The following is a 22,473-nucleotide window of genomic DNA, read 5'->3' on the forward strand; positions in this document are numbered from 1 at the left end:
AATGACCAAGCGGTACAAAGTGTGGGTGTCGCGGCCCCTGTTCCCCGAAGCGCTGGCGCGGCTGGACCAGCATGTCGAGCTGCACGCCGAGGCGATCGAGCGCGTGCATTCGCCCGAGCAGTTGCGCGAGCGGCTGGCTGGGGTGGATGCGGCGATCATCGGTCTCTCCGATCGGGTCGACGCGACCACGCTGGCGGGCAATCACCGGCTGCGGGTAATCGCCAACCTGGCGGTGGGCTACAACAATCTGGATATCGACGCGCTCACCCGCGCCGGCGTGCTCGCCTGCAATACCCCGGACGTGCTCAACGAAACCACCGCCGACTACGCGTGGGCGCTGCTGCTGGCCGCCGCCCGGCGTGTCGGTGCGGCCGAACGCTGGCTGCGCGCCGGCCAGTGGACCGGCGCCATGCGCTTCGACGACTGGCTGGGCGTGGACCTGCACGGCAAGACGCTGGGCATCCTGGGCATGGGGCGCATCGGCCAGGCGGTGGCGCGTCGCGCCAGCGGTTTCGACATGCGCGTGCTGTACCACAACCGCACACGCCTGCCCGAGGTCGTCGAGCGCCAGTGCGCCGCTCGCTGGGTGGACAAGGCCGCGCTGCTGCGCGAGTCCGATCATCTGGTGTTGGTGCTGCCTTACACGCCGGAAAACCATCACGTGATTGGCGCCGCCGAGCTGGCGCAGATGAAGCGCGGCGGCGTACTGGTGAACATCGCGAGGGGCGGATTGGTGGACGAGGCGGCGCTGGCGGCATCGCTGGCCGCCGGACACCTGGCCGCCGCCGGGCTGGACGTCTACGAGAACGAGCCGGTGGTGCATCCCGCGTTGTTGGCGCTGGAGCAGGTGGTGCTCAGCCCGCATCTGGGCAGCGCCAGCGCCGATACCCGCCGCAACATGGCGCAACTGGCGGTCGACAATGTGCTGGCGGGCCTGGGCGTGGGACCTGACGCGGGCCGTCCGCCCGCGCCCATCAACCCGCAGGTGCTGGTCGCGCGAGGCGCTCTCGGTAAAGCGTGATCGCAATCACGATCGCGCGGTTCGCAGGTTTGTGTTGCGCTCCGCCCCGGCTAGATTCCCGCGGATGCGGGAACGGCAATGGCCTGGCGGCCCTTTCCGATTTTCCTGACAGACAGACGGATCATGAGCAAGAAGAGCAGCTACAAGGTGGCAATGGTCGGCGCGACCGGCGCGGTGGGTGAGACCCTGCTGTCGATCCTGGCCGAGCGCGATTTCCCGGTGAGCGAGCTGGTGCCACTGGCGAGCGAGCGCTCGGCGGGTGGGCAGGTGGAGTTCGCCGGCAAGAAAGTCACCGTGCAGAACCTCGCCGACTACGATTTCACCGGTGTGGACATCGCATTTTTCTCGGCCGGCGGCTCGGTGAGCCGCGAGCACGCGCCGCGTGCGGCGGCCGCCGGTGCGGTGGTGATCGACAACACCTCGGAGTTCCGCTACCAGGACGACATCCCGCTGGTGGTGAGCGAGGTGAACCCGCACGCCATTGCCGACTACACCGTGCGCGGCATCATCGCCAACCCGAACTGCTCGACCATGCAGATGCTGGTGGCGCTGGCGCCGATCCACCGGGCGGTGGGCATCGAGCGGATCAACGTGGCGACCTACCAGTCGGTGTCCGGCGCTGGCCGTTCCGGTATGGAGGAGCTGGGTCGGCAGACTGCCGCGCTGCTCAACTTCCAGGATGCGGAGCCGGCGAAGTTCCCCAAGCAGATCGCCTTCAACGTCATCCCGCACATCGACGACTTCCAGGCCAACGGTTACACCAAGGAAGAGATGAAGATGGTGTGGGAGACGCGCAAGATCCTCGAGGACGCCTCGATCGCGGTGAATCCCACCGCTGTGCGCGTGCCGGTGTTCTACGGCCACGCCGAGGCGGTGCACGTGGAGACGCGCGACAAGATCACCGCCGAGCAGGCGCGCGCGTTGCTGGAGCAGGCGCCGGGCGTGGTGGTGATGGACGAGCGCAAGGCCGGTGGCTACCCGACCCCGGTCGGCGACGCCGCCGGCAAGGACCCGGTGTACGTGGGCCGCATCCGCGAGGACATCTCGCACGAGCGCGGCCTGGATCTGTGGATCGTGGCCGACAACATCCGCAAGGGCGCCGCGCTCAACGCGGTGCAGATTGCCGAGCTGCTGATCGAGGACTATCTCTGAAGGTGCCCCCATGCTGCGCACGCCCCTGCTGACGGCCCTGGTCGGGTTGATGATTTCCACGGGGGCGGCCGTCGCTGCCCGTGGCGAGTCCACGCGCGCGACGGTGACGCCGGATCGCGATCCGGCGTTGCTGCAGCAGTCGGTCAAGCGCAGCAGCACCGAGGTCAGCCGCCTGCAGCACGATGTGGCCGCGCAGGAGCGCCGCAGCCGCGAGGCAAACCAGCGGCTGCGCGAGCAGGACCGCAAGCTGGAGCAACTGCGCCGGCAACTGCAGGTCATGCAGGCTGACACGGGGGTAAAAAAACAGGGGCAGTGACGTGGTTTGCGCCGGTGAGAAGCGGGCGCAGCAATATCGTGCAAGTATTCGCCACGCCTATTGTTGATTGGCGGGCATCTAACTAAAGTGGCGCGTTATTCGGGATGCCGCCGCGCTTGCGGCGGGTCGGGGAGCGTCACGGGTCGTCCGGGGGAAATACGATGAATCGTTCGTTGAAACTGTCCATGCTGCTGGCCTTGGCACTGGGGAGCAGCCAGACAGTCGCGCTGGAGCTGGGCCAGATTCGGGTCAAGTCCGCCCTGGGTCAGCCGCTTGTCGCCGAGATCCCGGTGACCCCCGAAAGCCCGGCGGATCTGCGCAATCTCAGCGCGCGCCTCGCGTCGGACGAGGATTTCGTGCGGGCCGGCATCACCGAGGGACGTACCCGGGTGCCGCTCAGCTTCGCCATCGTGAACGGGCCGGGCGGAACCAAGCTGATCCGGATCACCAGCACCGATGCGATCAACGATCCGTACCTCGATCTCCTCGTGCAGGTGGATAACGCCGCCGGCAAGAGCGTGCGCGAGTACACCATTCTGCTCGACCCGCCTGGCGCCGCGCCGGCCCCGCCGCCCGCCCCGGTTGCGGCGGCCCCGCGCCGCACGGCGCCAGCATCGGCGGCGGCACCGCGACCGGCTGCAGCGCCGGCCGCCGCCGCGGGTGAGGCGACCGCTCCCGGCTCGAGCATCACCGTGCAGAAAGGCCAGACCCTGTCGGCTATCGCCCAGCAGGTCAAGCCGGCAGGCGTGGATCTCAGCCAGACCCTGCTGGCGCTGAAGCAGTCCAATCCCGGCGCGTTCTATCGCGACAACATCAACGCCCTCAAGAGCGGTGCGGTGCTGCGCGTGCCCACGGCTGAAGAGGCTCGCGCCATGACGGTGGCCGCGGCACTGGAAGAGGTCCGCCGCCAGAACAGCGACTGGCGTGCCGGTGCGGTCGGTACCCCCACCAATGTGGCCGACTCGGCCACCCGCGCCACGGCGTCCAGTTCACCCACCGCGCCAGCGTCCAAGCGCGACGACCATCTGCAATTGCTGCCTTCGGGTGAAGGCGCAAAGAACGCCGCATCCGGTGCCGGCAAGGGTTCTGCGGACGTGCGCCGCGACCTGCAGCGCAGCCAGGAAAGCCTGGCCACGCTGCAGCAGCAGGGCGCCGAGTTGCGCTCGCGGCTGAAGGACCTGGAGGACATCAATAGCAAGAACGAGCGCCTGCTGTCGCTGAAGGACAGCGAGATCGCCGAGCTGCAGCGCAAGCTGGCCGAGGCCCACAAGGGCGCGCCGGCCGGCGAAACCGCCGCCACTCCGGCGGCGGCAGTGGCTCCAGCATCGACCCCGGCCTCCAGTGGCTCGGTGGCCGCGAAGGCGGCACCGGCAACCGCCTCAACCGCCGCCGCTTCGATGGCGTCTGCCGCCAGCGTGCCGGCCCTTGCCTCCTCGGCGTCGCCCACCACGGCGTCCGCACCGGTGGCGGCCAGCCAGCCGACCGCGGCCAAGCCGGCTGCAGCGAAGCCCGCGGCCGCCAAGCCAGCGCCCGCAAAGCCGGCACCGGCCTCGGCCGAGGAGCCTTGGTACATGCAGACCTGGGCGTGGGGCGCGGGCGCTGCCGCCGTGGTGTTGCTGCTGCTGGTGGCTCTGCGTGGTCGTCGCAACAAGGCGCCAGCGAAGGCCTCCAACTCGTCGCTCGCCGACCGCTTCGGTGCGGTTCCGCCGCTGGGCGATGGCGAGGCCGATCCGGACCAGGACGAGCTGCTCGACCAGCTCGCCGAGCATCCGGACGACATCAGCCTGCACCTGGAATTGGTTAGCCTCTACTACCACCGCCGCGACGTGGAGCATTTCGAGGCGGCCGCCGAGGCGATGTATGCCCATATCTCCGACCCGCAGCAGTCCGAGTGGCAGGATGTGGCGGCGATGGGCGAAGACCTGGTTCCCGGCCACCCGCTGTTCGCCGGTGTCGATACCTCGGTGCCCGAAGCCGAGCGTGCGCCGCTGGGCGGTTTCAACCTGGACGATCACGACGCCGATGCGACGTTGCTGGCCCCGGTGCCGCCGCCGATGCCGGCCGGCCCGTCGAAGATCAGCGAGTACCATTTCGACTTCAATCTGACCCCGCGCCAGGAAGCTGCCCGCAAGGCCGAGGCCGAAGCCGCGGCCGAGCTGCACGGGGAGCCGGAACCGGCGTTCACTGCCGATGCGCACGCCCATGATGCGTTTGACGACGCCACGCCGGCGCCGGCCGAGGCCGGTGGCGACATCCCCGTCTGGGATCAGGGGATCAGCGGCATGGACTACGAGCCGACCGAGTTCAGCGATGATCCGATCGATACCAAGCTCGACCTGGCCCGCGCGTATCTGGACATGGGCGACGCCGATGGCGCCCGCGCCATGCTGGAAGAGGTGCTGGCCGAGGGCAGCCAGCCGCAGCGCGATACCGCGCGTCGCCTGCTCGACGGCATCGCCTGATCAATCCGCACGCGTGATCCGAACCCGGGCCGGCCCTGTGCCGGCCCGGGTTTTTTTGCGCCGGCTGCTATGCTCTGCCGCCGTCCTGAACCCACCTGCATCCCTTCATGCGCATTGCCCTGGGCATCGAATACGACGGCACCGACTTCTCCGGCTGGCAGCGGCTGAGCCACCGGGACAGCGTGCAGGGCGCGCTGGAGAAAGCACTGTCGTTCGTCGCCGCGCAGCCGATCGACGTCACCTGCGCCGGCCGCACCGATGCCGGCGTGCACGGGCGTTGTCAGGTGGTGCATTTCGATACCGGGGTTGAGCGCGACCCGCGTGGCTGGGTGCTCGGCGCCTGCTCCAACCTGCCGACCGCGGTGGCGGTGCTATGGGCGCAGTCAGTGCCCGAGGATTTCCACGCGCGCTTTTCCGCGCGCAGCCGGCGCTACTGCTACCGCATTCTCAACCGGCCGGTGCGGGCGGCGCTGGACGCGCGTTACGTGACGTGGGAACGCCATCCGCTGGATGCCGCGCGCATGCATGATGCCGCGCAGGCGCTGGTCGGCGAGCACGACTTCACCGCTTTTCGCGCGATCGCCTGCCAGGCCGCGCACGCGCGGCGCGAGGTGCTCGCCGTATCGGTGCGCCGCGAGAACGAGCAGGTAATCGTGGAGATCGAGGCCAATGCTTTCCTGCATCACATGGTGCGCAACATCGTCGGTTCGCTGCTGCCGATCGGTCGCGGTGAGCAACCGGTGGAGTGGATGGACGAGTTGCTGGCCGGCCAGAATCGCGAGGTGGCCGGTCCGACTGCGCCGTCCTCCGGCCTCACCTTCATCGGCCCGCGCTACGAGGCGCACTGGGGCCTGCCGCCGGAGGTGAGCCAGTGAGCCGCACCCGCATCAAGTGCTGCGGCATGACCCGCGTCGAGGACGCGCGGCTGGCCGCCGAGCTCGGCGCCGACGCGATCGGCGTGGTGATCACCACGCGCAGCAAGCGTCGGGTGGATCTGGCGCAGGCACGGGCGATCGTCGCCGCGATGCCGCCGTTCGTGACCACCGTGGCGCTGCTGATGGACGACAGCGTCGAGACGGTGCGCTCGGTGATTGAGCAGGTGCAGCCGGACCTGCTGCAATTCCACGGCGCGGAGAGCGACTCGTGGTGCGCGCAGTTCGGCCGGCCGTATCTGAAGGCGGTCGCGATGGGTGAGGGCGCCGCCGCCCTGCCGCACCTGCGTGAGTATCCGCGCGCGTTGGGTCTTTTGCTCGACGGCCACGGCCTGGGCGAGCCAGGCGGCAGCGGCAAGGCTTTCGACTGGTCGCTGATGCCGGCCGACCTGCCGCAACCGCTGTTGCTGGCCGGCGGCCTGCACGCCGGCAACGTCGGCGAGGCGATCCGCGTGGCGCGCCCGTGGGCGGTGGACGTGGCCAGCGGTATCGAGATCTCGCCCGGGGTCAAGGACCCGCAGCGCATGGCCGGCTTCATTGCGGCGGTTCGTGCCGCCGATCGTGCTTGAGTGGATCTGATCGGATGAGCCAGCCCATTGAGGAGCTTCGCCCGTCCGACCCGCTGCCCGACATGGCCGTGCTGGTCGCGCGCGGTGCGCCACTGGTGCTGCGCGGACTGACCGCGCACTGGCCAGCAGTGGCGTGGGCGCGCGAGTCCGATACCGCCCTCGCCCGCGGTCTCGCCGCGCTCGACGCAGGAGGCGAGGTCGATACCCTGGTGATGGCGCCGGAGGAGGACGGCTGCGTTGGCTACAACGCCGATCTCAGCGGCTTCAACTACGACCACTTCCGCGTGACCGTGACCGAGGGTTTGCGCCGCATCGCGCACGAGGCAAGGCAGGAAAAGCCGTACGGCGTGGCGATCCAGAGCGCGCCGATCGTCGATTGCCTGCCGGGGTTCCTCGCCAATCACGCGTTGCCGCTGCTCGATCCGGCGATCGCGCCGCGGCTGTGGATCGGCAACAAGGTGACCACGCCGGCGCACTTCGACGAGTACCACAACATCGCCTGCGTGGCCGCTGGACGCCGGCGCTTCACGCTGTTTCCGCCCGAGCAGGTGGGCAATCTCTACATCGGTCCGCTCGACTTTGCGCCAACGGGCGCGGCGATCAGCCTGGCCCGACTCGACCGTCCCGACGACCCGCGCTTTCCGCGCCTGCGCGAGGCATTGGCCCAGGCCCAGGTGGCCGAGCTGGAACCGGGCGATGCGATCTACATTCCGCCGCTGTGGTGGCACCACGTGGCCTCGCTCGGTCGGCTCAACGCGCTGGTGAACTATTGGTGGAAGCCGGTGCCGATCGGCGGAGCGGCCACCGGCACGGCGCTGAGCGCGCTGCTGCACGCAATCCTGGCGTTTCGTCGCCTGAGCCCGGCCGAGCGCGCCGGCTGGCGTACCCTGCTGGATCACTACGCGTTCGGCGACCCCGATCCGGGCGAACACATCCCGGCCGGGCGCCGCGGTGCGCTGGGTGAACTTACGCCCGAGCAGGCAGCCGCGCTGCGCGAGACGATCAGTCGTTACCTGTAGCGGGCGCCTCGCGCAGCTCGCCGGCCAGCCATTGGGCCAGCGCGGTGGCGCGCTCCTCATGCGCCCGAGCCGGCGTGGCCAGCACCCAGTGCGCTTCGGTGGTGACGAACCCCCACGGCGCGATCAGCCGGCCGGCGGCGAGGTCGTCGGCGACCAGCGGCTGCGGCGCGATCGCCACGCCCAATCCGGCCAGTGCCGCCTCCAGCAGGTAATACAGGTGCTCGAAACCCTGGCCGGTCGCGCGCGGGGCGGCGTCCAGGCCCGCCGCGTGCGACCAGTCGCTCCAGGCCTGCGGGCGCGAGGCGGTGTGCAGCAGCGGCTCGTCCAGCAGTGCGGCGGCCGGCGCCCGTGCCAGTCGCGCGGCGCCGGCGTAGCGGGGGCTCAGCACCGGGCCGATCCGTTCCGGCGCCAGCGGCATCACCTGCCACCCGGCCGGCCACGGCGGCGTGCCGATCAACAGGGACGCGTCCAGCCCGCGCAGGTCCGGCGACGGCGGCGCTTCCTGGGCAGACAGGTGCAAGGTCAGGCCGGGCAGGTCGTGCGCCAGCCGGTCCAGCCGGGGGATCATCCAGCGCGCCAGTACGCTGGCCGGGCAGCCGAGTACGAACGGAGCGCTCGACGGCTGGCGCAGCGCCGCCCAGGCGTCGCGCAGGCCGTCGAAGGCGCCGCTGGCTGCTTCGCGCAGCCGGTCGCCGACCTCGGTGAGCACCAGGCCGCGGCCTTGCCGCGCGAACAGCGGTCGACCCAGCGCTTCCTCCAGCTGGCGGATCTGCCGGCTCACCGCGCCGTGGGTGACGTGCAAAGCTTCGGCCGCGCGGCTCACGCTCTGCAGGCGAGCGGTCGCCTCGAAGGCGCGCAGGGCATTGAGCGGGGGCAGGTTGCGTTCGGTCATGTGTGATATTTACTCACATGTTAGTGAGAACTTCTCGCTTTTTATCGCGATAACAGCGCCTTATGCTGGCGATTCAGTCGGCATGACATGCCGGCCCGATTGCATTTTTTGCACAGGAAGCTCGCCATGGCCACGCCCGCACCGCTCGCCACCCCTACCGTCACCGACTTCCACGCCTGGCCCGATCCGCACGGCCGCTTCGGGCAGTTCGGCGGCCAGTATGTGGCCGAGACCCTGATGGCGCCGCTGGCCGAGCTGACCGAGGCGTACGAGCGCCTGCGCAAGGATCCGGAGTTCCTCGCCGAGCTGGACCGCGACCTCACCCATTACGTCGGCCGGCCCAGCCCGCTGTACCACGCCGAGCGGCTGTCGGCGCACGTCGGCGGCGCGCGCATCATCCTCAAGCGCGAGGATCTGAACCACACCGGCGCGCACAAGATCAACAACACCATCGGCCAGGGCCTGGTCGCCAAGCGCATGGGCAAGCCACGCATCATTGCCGAGACCGGCGCCGGCCAGCACGGCGTGGCCAGCGCCACCGTGGCCGCACGGCTGGGCCTCAAATGCGTGGTGTACATGGGCGCCACCGACATCGAACGGCAGAAGATCAACGTCTACCGCATGAAGCTGCTCGGCGCCGAGGTAGTGCCGGTGACCTCCGGCTCGAAGACGCTGAAGGACGCGCTCAACGAAGCGATGCGCGACTGGGTCACCAACGTGGCCGACACCTTCTACATCATCGGCACCGTGGCCGGCCCGCACCCGTACCCGATGATGGTGCGCGACTTCAACGCCATCGTCGGCCGCGAGGCGCGCGTGCAGATGCTCAACGAATACGGCCGACTGCCGGATGCGATCACCGCCTGCGTCGGCGGTGGCTCCAACGCGATCGGCCTGTTCCACGAATTCCTCAACGACCGCGACGTGCGCATCGTCGGCGCCGAGGCAGCGGGCGAGGGCATCGGCAGCGGCCTGCACGCGGCCTCGCTGGCGGCCGGTCGCCCCGGCGTGCTGCACGGCAATCGTACCTACGTGCTGTGCGACGACAATGGCCAGATCGCCGAGACCCATTCGATCTCCGCCGGCCTGGACTACCCGGGCGTCGGCCCCGAGCATGCGTTCCTCAAGGACGTCGGCCGCGCCGAATACGTCGGCGTCACCGACGCCGAGGCGATGGAGGCATTCCACCTGCTGGCGCGCATGGAAGGCATCCTGCCCGCGCTGGAGTCCAGCCATGCGGTGGCGCAGGCCATGAAGCTCGCTCGCGAGCTTCCGAAAGACGGCCTGGTGCTGTGCAACCTCTCCGGCCGCGGCGACAAGGACGTGCACACCATCGCCGCGCGCGAGGGCGTCACGGTGTGAAGGCAGGAGCGAGTGGAGTGGGAAGTGGGAGAGATTCCTTCCTGTTTCCTGTCCACTCGATCCCGTCGTACTTGCCACATCTCACGCCTCTTCACTCACTCCTCGCTCCCGGCCCTTATGTCCCGCATCGATAACCGCTTCGCCTCCCTCAAAGCCGCCGGCCGCACCGGCCTGATCCCTTTCGTCACCGCCGGTGATCCCGCGCCGGAGCACACCGTGGCGCTGATGCATGCGCTGGTCGACGCCGGTGCCGATGTGATCGAACTCGGCGTGCCGTTTTCCGACCCGATGGCCGACGGCCCGGTGATCCAGCACGCCAGCGAGCGGGCCATCGCCAAGGGCGTGGGACTAGCTGATGTGCTGCGCTGGGTGGCCGAATTTCGCCAGCGCAATGTCGACACCCCGGTGGTGCTGATGGGTTACCTCAACCCGGTGGAGATCCACGGCTATGCGCGTTTCGCGGCCGAAGCGAAATCCGCCGGCGTGGATGGCGTGCTGCTGGTCGATTGCCCGCTGGAAGAAGCCTCCGTGCTCGAGCCGCTGCGCGCAGCGGGGCTGCAACTGATCCGCCTCGCGGCGCCCACCACCGCACCCTCGCGTATGGCGCAGCTGTGCGAGAACGCCGAGGGGTTCCTGTACTATGTGTCGTTTGCCGGCATCACCGGCGCGGGTCGTTTGAGCACTCGCGATATCGCCGCCCGCGTGGCCGATATCCGGGCCCACGCCAAGGCGCCGGTGGCGGTCGGCTTCGGCGTGCGTGATGCGCAGAGCGCGAAGGAGATTGCCGCGTTTGCCGATGCGGTGGTAATCGGCAGCGCGCTGGTGGAGCGGCTGGACGGAGCGGGGCGGGCGGACGAAATCGCCGTCCGGGTGAAGGATTTCCTGACCCCTATCCGCGCCGCACTCGATGCACACTGAAACGGTCGCCTGACCGTTTCGGGTCAGGAAACGGTTGAGGTGTTGCGATGAACTGGCTGCAGAAGATCATGACTCCGCGCGTGCGCACGCAGGGCGCGGCCGCCGGCAAAGGCAAAGTGCCCGAGGGCGTGTGGGAGAAGTGCAGCGGCTGCGGTGCGGTGCTGTATCGCCCGGAGCTGGAGCGCAACCTGATGGTCTGCCCCAAGTGCGGCCATCACCACTACATCAGAGCGCGCGACCGGCTCGCCTCGCTGTTCGACGAAAGCAGCACGCAGGAGTTGTGGGCCAACCTCGAGCCCACCGATCCGCTGAAGTTCCGCGACTCGAAAAAGTACCGCGATCGTGTCGTGGCCGCGCAGAAATCCACCGGCGAAAAGGACGCGCTGGTGACCATGAGCGGCAAGCTCAAGGGCAGGCCGTTGATGGCCGCGGCATTCGAGTTCGCCTACATGGGCGGCTCGATGGGCTCGGTGGTCGGCGAGAAGTTCGCCCGTGCCGCCGAAAAGGCGCTGGCCGACCGCAGCGCGCTGGTGTGCTTCTCCGCCACCGGCGGCGCACGCATGCAGGAGTCGCTGTTCTCGCTGATGCAGATGGCCAAGACCTCGGCCGCGCTGGCGCGCATGCGCGACGCCGGCGTGCCGTACATCAGCGTGATGACCAACCCGACCACCGGCGGCGTCTCGGCCAGCCTGGCAATGCTTGGCGACATCAATGTGGGTGAGCCCAAGGCGCTGATCGGCTTTGCCGGCCCGCGCGTGATCGAGCAGACCGTGCGCGAGACGCTGCCGGAAGGTTTCCAGCGCTCAGAATTCCTGCTCGAGCATGGCGCGATCGACATGATCGTCGACCGCCGCGAAATGCGCGACAAGCTCGCCGACGTGCTCGGCCTGCTGATGAAGGCGCCGCGCGCGGCCTGACCTCCCAGCTCGGATGGGCTCCGCGAAGCCGTCGCATCACACGATGCGGCGGCTTCGTCGTTTGTGGCATCGCGTTGTCCACAGCCCATGTGCATGGACTGCGGAGAACCCTGTGGACAAGCCGCCTTTGCGGCTTTGCGCTCAGTGACTTGCTACGCGTCGATCATTTCCTGAGCAGTGGCGTGCACGTTTTCCACAGCTTCTGTGGAACGCGATGGGAGAAGCCTGTGGATAGGTGCTCTATCGTGCTGATCGCACAACACATCCACACGGCGTGCGCAGAAACTGCTCAGGCAACCATCGCCGCGATCGGCATCAGCCACAGCGCCAGCGAACCCAGTGCGCTGCCGATACCGATGGCAGCGAGCACGTCGCTCGGATAGTGCAGGCCCAACACCACGCGCGAGGTAGCCACCAGCGCAGTGAAGCTGAGCAGCAGTGGCGCCAGCAGCGGATACCAGGCCAGCGCCACCACGGTGAAGCCCACCGCCTGCAGCGTGTGGCCGGAGGGGAAGCTGAATTCGTCCAGCGGTGGCACGTGGGCGATCACGCCCGCGCATACGCGGAACGGCCGCGGCCGTTTCGTCCAGCGCTTGAGCAGCCGATACAGCGCCAGTGCGGTGAGGCCGGTGAGCGCCATGTGGGCGGCGGCGAGCACGCCGCGTCGGCCGTCGAACAGCACGAGCGACAGCATCAGCGCATACCAGAACACGCCGTCGCCCAGCCGGCTCACGGCACCGAAGAAGATGCCCACGGCACGGCGCGCCCCCCAGCGATTGGCCGCCACGCACATGCGGCGGTCGATCGCGAAGCGCGGACCGGTCAACTCAGGCGTGGGCGCGAGCGGCGGCAGGCTGGACATGGTGGCTCTCCCGGGCGAGCTGGATCAGCAGGGATTCGAAATCGCGGATCACCGACTCCGGCGACAGCGCCGCGACGCTGGCGTGCGCGGCGCGACCCATATGGCGGATCAGGCTGGGGTTGCCGGCGAGCGTCACTGTGGCATCGATAAAGCCGGCCTCGTCCCCCGGCTCGAGCACATAGCCGTTGCTGCCGTGCTCCATGTGCTCGCGCGCGGCGCCTTCGCGGTAGGCGACCACCGGCAGCCCCGCGGCGAGCGCCTCGAGGATCACGTTGCCGAAGGTCTCGCTGAGGCTGGGGAAGGGGAACACGTCGGCGCTGGCCACGTGCCGCGCCAGCGATTCGCCGCGCTGCATCCCGGCGAAGATGAAGTCCGGGTTCGCCGCCTGCAGCGTCGCGCGCGCCGGGCCGTCGCCGACCCAGACATAGCGGGCATCGGGCGAGCGCTGCTGTACCGCGCGGAATGCGCGTACCGCCAGCTCGAGATTTTTCTCCGCCGCGATGCGACCCACGTAGAGCACCACCGGCGCGTGTCCACCGACGCCCCACTGCCGACGCAACTCGGCATCGCGATGGCGGGGATGGAACTGTTCGGTGTCCACCGCGCGGCGCAGGATGCGGGCGTTGACCACGCCCAGCGCCCCCAGCTCGCGCTTGAGCGCCTCGGTAGGCACCAGGGTGGCACCGCCGCGGTTGTGGAAGCGGCGCAGGTAGCCACGCACCGCTTCGGTGAGAAAGCCCACGCCATAGTGCGCGGCGTAGGTGTCGAAGCGCGTGTGGAAGCCGGTCGCGGCGGGGATGCCCAGCTGCTGCGCGGTGCGCATCGCCGACCACCCCAGGGGGCCTTCCGTGGCCACGTAGATGGCGTCCGGCCGTAAGTGGTTCCAGCGCTTGCGCAGCATGCGGCCACTGGGCAGGCCGAAACGCAGGCCCGGGTAGCGGGGCAGGGCTGCGCCGCGGGTCTCCACCGGCAGCATGCCGGGCTCGTCGACGAACGGCACCGGCTGGCGCGGGCGGATCACTTCCACCGTGTGCCCCTGCGCGGCGAGTCCGGCAGCCAGGCTGTGCACGGTCAGTGCGACGCCGTTGATTTCCGGAGGATAGGTTTCGCTGACGATGCCGATGCGCATGGCTACACCTTGGCTGGCTTGGTGCAGCTTCGGCGGGGCGCGTTGCGCGGGCATGGCGTCGACATGACGCCGCGGTGACGACGGCACGACCCGGGGCAGTTCCAGGATAGATGCTGTCGGCGCACGGGAGGACTATTCTGGCGTCGCAGGCGGCCGACCAGTTGGTCAGCCCCGTACGGAGGAACAAGCCATGAATCGCTGCGTCCCCATGACCTTGTGCTCGTTGATGTTGATGCTTGGACTGTCGCCTACTGCAGGGGCAGTGGCTCAGCCCTTGCCCCAGGATGCGGTGCGTACGGCCGGGGGAGCGCCGGCGCCGCAGAAGCGGCCACCGTTGTTCCAGGTACGCTACGTCCTGGTGAAGGCGACGCCGCTGCCGCAGGACGAGCTGCCGCTCGATTTCGGTAACGGTGAGTCGGCAATCCGGCCGCTGAGCCTCTCCGGATGGCCAGGTGTCCAGCTGCAGGGCGGTGCCCAAAAGCCGAATACCATCGTCTGCTATGGATGGTCGTGCATGGATTCCATGCACCGCTGATTCACGTGGCTGGGGACCGATAGCCCCGACGGCGGGGCGGCGTCAGCGTCCGAAGTAGACCGACACCCCGAGGTTGCCCAGCCAGCGGCTGGCACCTCCCTGCAGTCGATGATCCATGCCCGCATCGAACTGGATGCGCGGCGTGGCCATCCAGGTCAGGCCGGCACCGCCCAGCCATCCATGCTGGCGCCCGGCGTCATGCACGCTGGCCAGTTCGACGTAGGAGCCCCAGGTTTCGGACAGCGCCACGGTGTCGCTCACGGCCAGCGTGGTGCTGTCCTGGTGGGCCTCACGCACGTCCTCCCCATACACGCCGAGCGACTGGCGCGGGGTGAGCTGCCAGTTGCCCTGGGCGCCGAGCAGGTATTGCCGATGTCCGGCGCGCAGGGCGGGGTTGCCGTCGGTGAAGGTCACGCTGCCCAGCAGGCCCCAGCTGAAAGGGCCGGCCTGATCGGGAAGCGCGAACTTCACTCCGAGACTGCTGCTGCCACGGCCGTGCACGGTGTCGCGCGACGTACCCCACGTGGTCAGCCGGTTCCACGGTGAACTGGCCAGCTGCAACTCGAACGGCCCGCCGACGCCCAGGCGCAGCAGCGTGTCGGCGCTGTACTGGCGCGAGGTGAGTCCGTCGGCGCGGTCCTGGTTGACGTCGGGCAGGCCCTGTTCGAGCGTGACATCGCCCGTGCCGAGCACGGCGGGAGTGAAGCCGAGGCCCGGACGGTCGTAGCCGGGATTTTGCGTCCGCCCGCACGCATTGCCGGCCAGCAGCGCGCTAGTCAGCGCGGCGACGAGCCGGGCCCGGCGGCCGCGGCAGGATGGTCTAAAATGCGCGATTCCCCTTTGCATGCAGCCAGTATCCCATGACCGTCCGCACCCGCTTCGCTCCCAGCCCCACCGGCTTCCTGCATATCGGCGGTGCACGCACCGCGCTGTATTGCTGGCTGGAGGCGCGTCGTCGCGGCGGCGAATTCGTGCTGCGCATCGAGGACACCGATCGCGAGCGCTCCACCGATGCGGCCGTGCAGGCGATCCTCGACGCGATGCACTGGCTCGATCTGGATGCCGACGAAAAGCCGGTCTACCAGACCCATCGTCTCGATCGCTACAAGGAAGTCGCCGACCGGCTGCTCGCCGAAGGCAAGGCGTATTACGCCTACGAGTCGAAGGAGGCGATCGAGGCGATGCGCGAGGCGGCGATGGCCGCCGGCGAGAAGCCCCGCTACAACGGCTATTACCGCGACCGCAACGAGCCCTATCACGATGATCCGAACCGGGTGATCCGCTTCAAGAATCCCACCGAGGGTTCGGTGGTGTTCGAGGACAAGGTGAAGGGCCGCATCGAGATCGCCAACAGCGAGCTGGACGACCTGGTGATCTTCCGCTCCGACGGCTGGCCCACCTACAACTTCGCCGTGGTGGTGGACGACATCGACATGGGCATCACCGAGGTGATCCGCGGCGACGACCATGTCAACAACACGCCGCGGCAGATCAACATCTACCACGCGCTGGGCGCGCCGGTGCCGGAGTTCGCGCACCTGCCGATGATCCTGGACAAGGAGGGCAAGAAGCTCTCCAAGCGCACCAACTCGGTGAGCGTCATGGAGTACCGCGCCGACGGCTTCCTGCCCCACGCGCTGCTCAACTACCTGGTGCGGCTGGGCTGGTCGCACGGCGACCAGGAAATCTTCTCGCGCGAGGAGATGGTCAGGCTGTTCGACATCGCCGACGTCAACAAGGCGGCCTCGCGCTTCGATACCGAAAAGCTCGCCTGGCTCAACCAGCATTACCTCAAGACCGACGATCCGGCGGCGATCGCGCCCGAGCTCGAGTGGCACCTGCAGCGCGCCGGTTACGACCTGTCCAAGGGGCCGGCTGCGGCCGACCTGATCGTGGCGCTGCGCGATCGCGTGCACACGCTCAAGGAAATGGCCGAGCGCGCGGCGATCTGGTTCGGCCCCATCGTTGAGTGGGACGAGAAGGCCGTCGCCAAGCACCTGAAAAACGACAGCGCGCTCGCCGTGCTCGGCGAGGCTAAGGCACTGCTGGTCGACTGCGAGTGGAAGCCCGAGCCGATCCACGCGGTGATCGAGCAGGTGGCCGCGAAGCTGGAGCTGGGCATGGGCAAGATCGCCCAGCCGCTGCGTGTGGCGATGACCGGCACCCAGGTTTCGCCCTCGATCGATCACACCATCTACCTGGCCGGCCGCGAGGTGGCCTTGCAGCGCATCGACGACGCGATCGCGCGGGCGCAGGGGTGATGGTGCTCCCCATGCCACCACGCTTCGGCGACCGGCATGGATGAGCTGCTGAGCAAGGCGCTGCAGGGCGTCGATCCGGACGCGCCCGGCGCGTTTTGGCAGGTGTTCAGCAACCTGATGGGGCTGGTGCCGTGGACCGCGCTCACGCTGTGGAGTGTGTTCTTCGTTGCCGTGGGGGCCGGGCTCGGCTGGTGGCGCGGGCACGCGCGGGCCGGTGTGTTGTGGGCGCTGGCGCTGGGGCCGATCGGCTGGTTGGTGGTCTTGTGGTTGCCGCGCGCGCAGCTGGGCGTGCCACCGCCCTTGCCGAAATCGGCGCGGCGGCGCTAGCGCGGACCGGCATCGGGGCTTCCGCTGGGTGCGATGGCCCCCATATCGGGCTTCACCGGGTGGCCGCATTTCCCGGATGTATGATGCCGCCCGAGGTGATCCCATTGAGCAAGCAGGCAACCGGCAAGTTCCACACGCATCACGAAGGCGATCCCGCAGGGTTCGTCAACGCGGTGTCGCACGCCAGCGAGCAGCGCGGCCTGCGCCTCACGCCGCTGCGCAAGGAAGTGCTGGAGCTGGTGGCCGCTGCGGGCAAGCCCGTGAAGGCCTATGACCTGCTCGACCAGCTCCGCGAGCGCCACGGCAATGCGGCGCCGCCCACGGTATATCGCGCGCTCGATTTCCTGCTCGAGCAGGGCTTCATCCACAAGCTCGAATCGATCAACGCCTTCGTGTCCTGCCACCATCCGGCCGAGGCGCACCAGGTGCCGTTCCTGATCTGCGACGTGTGTTCCAGTGCGCAGGAGGTGTGCGACGCGAGGGTGGCTGCACTGATCGAGTCACAGGCGGCGAGCTTCGGTTTCCGCCCGCAGGCGCAGACCCTGGAAGTGCACGGCGTCTGCCGCCATTGCAGCAAGGGGTGAGGCGGCTGCGGGGGGCGTTGGCGCGCCGCTGGCGTCGGGCGACGTTATAAAGTAACATTCGCTCGTTGAGAGCCGGGTCCCCGTCCGGTTCGTCGAGTGGGGTAACCCATGGATTCCGAGTCTTCCGACAAGTCGTTCTGGTGGCATGTCGCCGATCGCATCGGTGCGACAGCCTCGTTTCTGTGCGCCATCCACTGCTCGCTGCTGCCGTTCGTGCTGGCCCTGCTGCCCTTCATCGGGCTGGAGTTCCTGGCCAGCCATACCTTCGAGCGCATCTTCGTGATGTTCGCCTGCGCGCTGGCCCTGTTCAGCCTGGGGCGCGGCTATCGTCGCCACCGCGTGGCACAGCCGCTGACCTTCGCGCTGCCGGCGCTGGCATTGCTGCTGGCCGGGGTGACGGTCGCCGAGGGCGGCTCGATCGTGCTGCACAGCGTGATGGTCACCATCGGCGGCCTGCTGCTGGCGTTCGCGCACTTTCTCAACCTGCGCGCCGACCGGCTGTACGACCACGTGCACGGCCCGAACTGCGCTCACTGAACGGCGCCGGCTTGCGATTTGCACGCCCGCTGCTACGATGATCGGCCGTTCTCGCAATCACACGCATTTGAAGGAGTTTCCATGGGTAAGGGCGATCGCAAGACCCGTCGCGGCAAGATCAACCGCGCCAGCTACGGCAACAGCCGCGCTCATGGCGCCGTGCCGGCAGTGGCCGGCGGCAAGCCCACGGTGACCAAGCCGGCGGCGGCCAAGAAGGCTGCGCCGAAGAAGAAGTCCGCCTGAGCCATCCGCTCGGCGGAACATAGAAAACCCCGCCTGGTGCGGGGTTTTTTTATGGCTGTCGGAATCTCAAGGTGCGCAGCGCCGACCGCCGATCCAGCGCTCGCGCAGCAGCGCGCCGCCAATCCAGTAGCAAAGTTCGGCCGGCTCGCCGACGTTCCACACCGCCATGTCGGCGCGCTGGCCCACCGCCAGCGTGCCACGATCGGGCAGGCCGAGCGCGCGGGCGGCATGGACGGTAACGCCCTTCAGGGCCTCCTCCGGCGTCAGTCGGAACAGCGTGCACGCCATGCCGGCGGCCAGGCGCAGCGACAGCAGCGGCGAGGTGCCGGGGTTGCAGTCAGTCGCCACCGCCATCGGCACGCCGGCGGCGCGCAGGGCGTCGATCGGTGGCAGCCGGGTTTCGCGCAGCGCGTAGAACGCGCCAGGCAGCAGCACGGCCACGGTGCCGGCCCGGGCCATTGCATCCACGCCGCTGGCGTCGAGATATTCCAGATGATCGGCTGACAGCCCGCCGTAGCGCGCCACCAGCGCGGCGCCGCCCAGGTCGGACAACTGCTCGGCATGCAGCTTCACCGGCAGGCCGAGCGCGCGGGCACGCTCGAACAGGCGCTGCGTCTCGGCCGGTGTAAAGCCGATGCCTTCGCAGAATGCATCCACCGCGTCGATCAAGCCTTCGCCGGCGAGTGTGGGCAGCCAGGCGTCGCACACGGTGTCCACGTAGTCCTCGCGACGATCGCGATACTCCGCCGGTAGCGCGTGCAGCCCCAAGAAGGTGGTGCGCACGGCAACGCCGAGCGTGGTGCCCAGCCGGCGCGCCACGCGAAGCATTTTGCGCTCGTCGTCCAGCGTGAGGCCGTAGCCGGACTTGATCTCCAGCGTGGTGACGCCGTCGGCCAGCAGCGCTTTGGCGCGGGCGAGCGCGTCCTGCAGCAGGCTGGCCTCATCGGCGCTGCGGGTAGCCGTCACGGTGGAGACGATGCCGCCACCCGCCGCAGCGATCTGCGCGTAGCTGGCGCCGTTGAGGCGCAAGTCGAATTCGTGCGCGCGATGGCCACCGAATACCAGGTGCGTGTGGCAGTCGATCAGCCCGGGCGTGATCAGGCGCCCGTCGACGTTGATCACCTCGGCGGCGTGGTGGTGCTCCGGAAGTTCGCAGCGGTCGCCGACCCACGCGATGCATCCATCACGCATCGCCAACGCACCATCCGCGATCAGTCCGAATGGTGCATCCGACGCAAACGTGGCCAGCGTGGCCCCGGTCAGCAGCACATCCCAGCGCGGTTCACTCATGTCCAGCTACCTGTGCGTCGACTCAGGAACGATCCGGGAGCGTATCGCCCGGCGAAGCCGCCTGCTCTTCGTAGGCGGTGGTCTTGCCGGACGGTGCCGGCTCGACGACCTCAAGGTCGTCCGGCGCGGCGCTCGGCTGCGAAGGTGCCGCATCCGGCGGTGCAGTCTTGGCCTGGGCCGCCGCGTGCTGCCGCTCGAAGTCCTGCACCATGCGCTCGGCAAAGTCCTTGTAGACCGGGGTCGGGCAGAACAGCGAGGCCGCTGCGCGCGCCAGCAGGCAGGCGGCCATGATCGGGATCACCATCTCCTGGTTGTCGGTGAGTTCCATTGCGATCACCGCCGAGGTCAGCGGGGCGCCGGTGACGCCGGAGAGGTAGGCGCTCATACCCAGCAGCACCACGGCACCGGCCGGCACGTTGGGAAGGAAGGTGGCGATGTTGTGGCCGATACCCGCACCCACCGCCAGCGCCGGTGAGAAGATGCCGCCGGGGATGCCCGCCCAGTAAGACACCACGTTGGCCAGCAGCTTGGCGATGCCGAAACCCTGGCCCGGCGTCACCGCGGCTTCCTGCACGAATGCACGCGCCTGCTCGTAGCCGGTGCCGTAGATGTTGTTATGGGTGAGCAGGCCGAGTACCGCCAGCGCCAGGCCACAGCCGGCGGCGAACAACACCGGCGCGCGCGAGCGAAGTCGGCCGATCTGCGCCAGCGGGCCGCGCCGGCTGAGCAGAATCAGCCGGGCGAACAGGCCGCCGGCCAGGCCGCAGATCACGCCGGTCAGCAGCACCGCCAGCCACGAATGGCCCAGCGGCAGGCTCGCTTCCACTTCGCCGAAGTAGGCGTAGTTGCCCATGATGCCCAGCGAAACCACGCCGCCGACGATCACGGCGGTCAGCAGCAAGCCGCTGAAGCGATGCTCGAACGTGCCGGCCAGCTCCTCGATCGCAAACACCACGCCGGCCAGCGGCGTATTGAACGCTGCCGCGATACCCGCCGCGCCGCCGGCCAGGATGAAGCGCGAGGCGGCCTTGGGATCGGTGAAGCCAAAGCGCCGGCCCAGCGTGTAGAACAGGCCCGCGCCCACGTGCACCGTGGGACCCTCGCGGCCGATCGAGGCGCCTACGCCCAGCGCCACCAGCGTCAGCACCATCTTGCCCGCCGCGATGGGCAGCGCCAGCATGCGCGCCCGAAAGCCTTCGTCCTCGATGTGCAGCGTGCCGATCACCTGCGGAATGCCGCTACCGCGGGTCGCGCGCAGCTTGCCTTCGGTCACCCAGGCGAGCCCGGCAAACACGATCGGCGCCACGATCAGCGGAATCCATGCGCCATAGCTGATCATTTTCTGAAACAGGTGGAACGACCAGTCGCTGGCCTTGGCGAACACGATGGCCGCCAGCGCGACGAGGATCGCCCCGATCCATAGCGCCAGCCGGCGCTTCCATTGGGCAGGAGCGAAGAATTCGTGCCCCAGCAGTGCCTGCAGGCGTGGGTTGGATGAGGGCGGGGAGGGCGGCTGCGAGTCGGTCATTGCACCTGGTTCGTCGGAAGTTAAAAGGGGGCGTTCAACGCGGCGGCGTGTTTTGCCAGCGCGTCTGGTACAGGTCGAAGCGGCGGTCCTTCAGGTTCTGCACGGCGCCAGCGTTACGCGCGCGAGCCAGGCTCTCCAGGCGCAGGTCGGCGAACAGCACGGTCTCGATGTTCGGCGTGGAATCGGCGGCGATGCCGTCGCGCGCGAACGGGAAATCGCTGGGCGTGAGAATGCAGCTCTGACCGTACTGGATGTCGAAGTTATTCACGCCCGGCAGGTTGCCCACGTTGCCCGAGAGCACCACGTAGCACTGGTTCTCGATGGCGCGGGCCTGCGAGCAGTAGCGCACACGCAGGTAGCCTTCGCGCACGTCGGTGCAAAACGGTACGAAAAGGATCAGCGCGCCCTGGTCGGTGAGGTGGCGAGCCACTTCGGGAAACTCGGAGTCGTAGCAGATCATCACTCCGATCGGGCCGCAGTCGGTCTGGATCGTCGCGGCGCTGTCGCCGCCGGTGATGTTCCACACGTTCCGTTCGCTGGGCGTGGGGTGCAGTTTTTCGCGCTCGTGGATCGAGCCGTCGCGCAGGCACACGTAGCAGACGTTGTGGATGTCGCCGTTGGGCTGCTCGGTGGGGTGCGAGCCGCCGATGATGTTGATGTTGTAGCGCACCGCCAGATCGCTGAAGAGCGCCTTCACCTGCGGTGTGTACTGGCTCAGCTTGCGGATCGACTCGAACGGCGACAGCTCCTCGTTCTCGATCGACAGCAACTGCAGCGTGATCAGTTCGGGGAAGGTGACGAAGTCCGCGCTGTAGTCGGCGGCGATGTCGGTGAAGTACTCCACCTGGGTGGCGAACTCCTCGAACGACTTGATCCGCCGCTGCTGGTACTGCACTGAGGCCACGCGCACCGAGTCGGGCAAGCTCTGGTGCGAGGTGATCGACGGCATGTCGGGGTGGTCGTGCCGCTGCGGATTGCGCCACACCAGGTGCACGGCGTAGCCGAGCGAATCGTAGTCCGACGACACGTAGGCGCGCAGCAGGCCGATCATCTCGAAATCGTTGTTGAGCTGGAAGCTCAGCGTGAGGTCGCGGCGCTTGCCCTCGATCACCGCCTGCACGTAGGCCTCGGCGCTGCCGTAGCGCTGAATGTTCTTGGCCAGCCCCGGGATGCGCCCGCCGAACACGATGCCGCGCAGCTTGAGGTCGGTGCACAGCCGCTTGCGTGCCTGATACAGCCGCTGGCCGATGCGCATGCCGCGGTAATCCGGGTGCACCACCACTTCCATCCCGTACAGCCAGTCGCCGTCGGGCTTGTGCCGCGAGGCCATGCCGCCACCGGTGATCTGCGCCCAGGTGTGCGGCGCCAGCGCGGCCGCTTCGTCGATGCGGAACGTGGCGCAATAACCCACGATGCGGCCCTCGTACTCCACCACGAACTGGCCCTCGGGGAAGTGCGTCTGCTGGGAGCGCAGCATCTCGGCCGAATGGCCCCACTCGGGGGTGTAGACGCGGGCGGTGAGTTCGACCAGCTGCGGCACATCGGCGGGGACGGCCTGGCGCAGCAGGAGCTTGGGCGTGTGCTCGTGGTTTTTCTTGGCCATCCGCCCATTATGCC

23 protein-coding genes are annotated in these 22,473 nt (G+C 68.5%); 16 read left to right on the forward strand and 7 right to left on the reverse strand.

What is annotated here, in order from left to right:
- Position 1 precedes the first annotated feature (1 nt).
- From ACTHJF_RS01695 to ACTHJF_RS01725, 7 genes are all read left to right on the forward strand, one after another.
- Positions 2 to 1,021: a 2-hydroxyacid dehydrogenase gene (locus tag ACTHJF_RS01695; protein WP_440265538.1), complete on the forward strand. Its 1,020-nt coding sequence runs from the start codon at positions 2 to 4 to the stop codon at positions 1,019 to 1,021.
- A 123-nt stretch (positions 1,022 to 1,144) separates the two neighbouring features.
- Positions 1,145 to 2,173, forward strand: a complete 1,029-nt coding sequence (locus ACTHJF_RS01700; RefSeq protein WP_440265539.1) for an aspartate-semialdehyde dehydrogenase — start codon at positions 1,145 to 1,147, stop codon at positions 2,171 to 2,173.
- Positions 2,174 to 2,183: 10 nt separating this feature from the next.
- Positions 2,184 to 2,489: a hypothetical protein gene (locus tag ACTHJF_RS01705; protein ID WP_440265540.1), complete on the forward strand. Its 306-nt coding sequence runs from the start codon at positions 2,184 to 2,186 to the stop codon at positions 2,487 to 2,489.
- A 161-nt stretch (positions 2,490 to 2,650) separates the two neighbouring features.
- Positions 2,651 to 4,951, forward strand: a complete 2,301-nt coding sequence (locus tag ACTHJF_RS01710; protein ID WP_440265541.1) for a FimV/HubP family polar landmark protein — start codon at positions 2,651 to 2,653, stop codon at positions 4,949 to 4,951.
- A gap of 107 nt (positions 4,952 to 5,058) precedes the next feature.
- Entirely contained in the window at positions 5,059 to 5,826 is a 768-nt protein-coding gene (truA, locus tag ACTHJF_RS01715; protein ID WP_440265542.1) for a tRNA pseudouridine(38-40) synthase TruA, read from the forward strand.
- Positions 5,823 to 6,452: a phosphoribosylanthranilate isomerase gene (locus ACTHJF_RS01720; protein ID WP_440265543.1), complete on the forward strand. Its 630-nt coding sequence runs from the start codon at positions 5,823 to 5,825 to the stop codon at positions 6,450 to 6,452. The genes truA and ACTHJF_RS01720 overlap by 4 nt, the downstream gene beginning before the upstream one ends.
- 14 nt (positions 6,453 to 6,466) lie before the next feature.
- The gene (locus tag ACTHJF_RS01725; RefSeq protein WP_440265544.1) at positions 6,467 to 7,471 is read left to right on the forward strand and encodes a cupin-like domain-containing protein; all 1,005 of its coding nucleotides are present in this window, start codon (positions 6,467 to 6,469) and stop codon (positions 7,469 to 7,471) included.
- Here ACTHJF_RS01725 and ACTHJF_RS01730 read toward each other — a convergent pair.
- Positions 7,455 to 8,363, reverse strand: coding sequence for a LysR family transcriptional regulator (locus ACTHJF_RS01730; RefSeq protein WP_440265545.1), 909 nt, complete (start codon positions 8,361 to 8,363; stop codon positions 7,455 to 7,457). The genes ACTHJF_RS01725 and ACTHJF_RS01730 overlap by 17 nt on opposite strands.
- Before the next feature lie 126 nt (positions 8,364 to 8,489).
- Here ACTHJF_RS01730 and trpB point away from each other — a divergent pair, with 126 nt between their 5' ends.
- The 3 genes from trpB (at position 8,490) to accD (ending at position 11,560) form a co-directional block, all read left to right on the forward strand.
- Positions 8,490 to 9,725: a tryptophan synthase subunit beta gene (gene trpB / locus ACTHJF_RS01735; RefSeq protein WP_440265546.1), complete on the forward strand. Its 1,236-nt coding sequence runs from the start codon at positions 8,490 to 8,492 to the stop codon at positions 9,723 to 9,725.
- 117 nt (positions 9,726 to 9,842) lie between these two features.
- Entirely contained in the window at positions 9,843 to 10,643 is an 801-nt protein-coding gene (gene trpA / locus ACTHJF_RS01740) for a tryptophan synthase subunit alpha (protein WP_440265547.1), read from the forward strand.
- A 47-nt stretch (positions 10,644 to 10,690) separates the two neighbouring features.
- Positions 10,691 to 11,560, forward strand: coding sequence for an acetyl-CoA carboxylase, carboxyltransferase subunit beta (accD, locus tag ACTHJF_RS01745; RefSeq protein ID WP_440265548.1), 870 nt, complete (start codon positions 10,691 to 10,693; stop codon positions 11,558 to 11,560).
- A gap of 289 nt (positions 11,561 to 11,849) precedes the next feature.
- Here the strand turns inward: accD and ACTHJF_RS01750 are convergent, their stop codons facing one another.
- Together ACTHJF_RS01750 and ACTHJF_RS01755 are read right to left on the reverse strand one after the other, a co-directional pair.
- Complete coding sequence (locus tag ACTHJF_RS01750; protein ID WP_440265549.1) at positions 11,850 to 12,422, reverse strand: phosphatase PAP2 family protein; 573 nt, start codon at positions 12,420 to 12,422, stop codon at positions 11,850 to 11,852.
- Complete coding sequence (locus ACTHJF_RS01755; RefSeq protein WP_440265550.1) at positions 12,388 to 13,551, reverse strand: glycosyltransferase family 4 protein; 1,164 nt, start codon at positions 13,549 to 13,551, stop codon at positions 12,388 to 12,390. The genes ACTHJF_RS01750 and ACTHJF_RS01755 overlap by 35 nt, the downstream gene beginning before the upstream one ends.
- Positions 13,552 to 13,741: 190 nt before the next feature.
- On the opposite strand from ACTHJF_RS01755, the gene ACTHJF_RS01760 reads away from it, so the two are divergent.
- A complete protein-coding gene (locus tag ACTHJF_RS01760; RefSeq protein ID WP_440265551.1) occupies positions 13,742 to 14,086 on the forward strand; it encodes a hypothetical protein in 345 nt (114 codons plus the stop codon).
- A 42-nt stretch (positions 14,087 to 14,128) separates the two neighbouring features.
- Here ACTHJF_RS01760 and ACTHJF_RS01765 read toward each other — a convergent pair whose 3' ends face one another.
- The gene (locus ACTHJF_RS01765) at positions 14,129 to 14,932 is read right to left on the reverse strand and encodes a transporter (RefSeq protein WP_440265552.1); all 804 of its coding nucleotides are present in this window, start codon (positions 14,930 to 14,932) and stop codon (positions 14,129 to 14,131) included.
- Positions 14,933 to 14,946: 14 nt separating this feature from the next.
- Between ACTHJF_RS01765 and gltX the strand changes: the two genes are divergently transcribed.
- The 5 genes from gltX (at position 14,947) to ACTHJF_RS01790 (ending at position 18,038) form a co-directional block, all read left to right on the forward strand.
- Complete coding sequence (gene gltX / locus ACTHJF_RS01770; RefSeq protein ID WP_440265553.1) at positions 14,947 to 16,347, forward strand: glutamate--tRNA ligase; 1,401 nt, start codon at positions 14,947 to 14,949, stop codon at positions 16,345 to 16,347.
- Between the two features lie 36 nt (positions 16,348 to 16,383).
- The gene (locus ACTHJF_RS01775) at positions 16,384 to 16,674 is read left to right on the forward strand and encodes a hypothetical protein (RefSeq protein ID WP_440265554.1); all 291 of its coding nucleotides are present in this window, start codon (positions 16,384 to 16,386) and stop codon (positions 16,672 to 16,674) included.
- Between the two features lie 80 nt (positions 16,675 to 16,754).
- A complete protein-coding gene (locus ACTHJF_RS01780; RefSeq protein WP_440265555.1) occupies positions 16,755 to 17,258 on the forward strand; it encodes a transcriptional repressor in 504 nt (167 codons plus the stop codon).
- A gap of 108 nt (positions 17,259 to 17,366) precedes the next feature.
- Positions 17,367 to 17,795: a MerC domain-containing protein gene (locus ACTHJF_RS01785; RefSeq protein WP_440265556.1), complete on the forward strand. Its 429-nt coding sequence runs from the start codon at positions 17,367 to 17,369 to the stop codon at positions 17,793 to 17,795.
- Between the two features lie 81 nt (positions 17,796 to 17,876).
- Positions 17,877 to 18,038: a 30S ribosomal protein THX gene (locus ACTHJF_RS01790; RefSeq protein ID WP_404634524.1), complete on the forward strand. Its 162-nt coding sequence runs from the start codon at positions 17,877 to 17,879 to the stop codon at positions 18,036 to 18,038.
- A 66-nt stretch (positions 18,039 to 18,104) separates the two neighbouring features.
- Here ACTHJF_RS01790 and hutI read toward each other — a convergent pair whose 3' ends face one another.
- The 3 genes from hutI to ACTHJF_RS01805 are packed head-to-tail and all read right to left on the reverse strand — an operon-like array spanning position 18,105 to position 22,459.
- Positions 18,105 to 19,328, reverse strand: coding sequence for an imidazolonepropionase (gene hutI, locus ACTHJF_RS01795; RefSeq protein WP_440265557.1), 1,224 nt, complete (start codon positions 19,326 to 19,328; stop codon positions 18,105 to 18,107).
- 22 nt (positions 19,329 to 19,350) lie between these two features.
- Positions 19,351 to 20,856: a chloride channel protein gene (locus ACTHJF_RS01800; RefSeq protein ID WP_440265558.1), complete on the reverse strand. Its 1,506-nt coding sequence runs from the start codon at positions 20,854 to 20,856 to the stop codon at positions 19,351 to 19,353.
- Positions 20,857 to 20,890: 34 nt separating this feature from the next.
- Entirely contained in the window at positions 20,891 to 22,459 is a 1,569-nt protein-coding gene (locus tag ACTHJF_RS01805) for a GNAT family N-acetyltransferase (protein ID WP_440265559.1), read from the reverse strand.
- Positions 22,460 to 22,473: the final 14 nt, after the last annotated feature.

The organism is Dyella sp., assembly GCF_051962475.1.
Lineage (GTDB): Bacteria > Pseudomonadota > Gammaproteobacteria > Xanthomonadales > Rhodanobacteraceae > Dyella_A.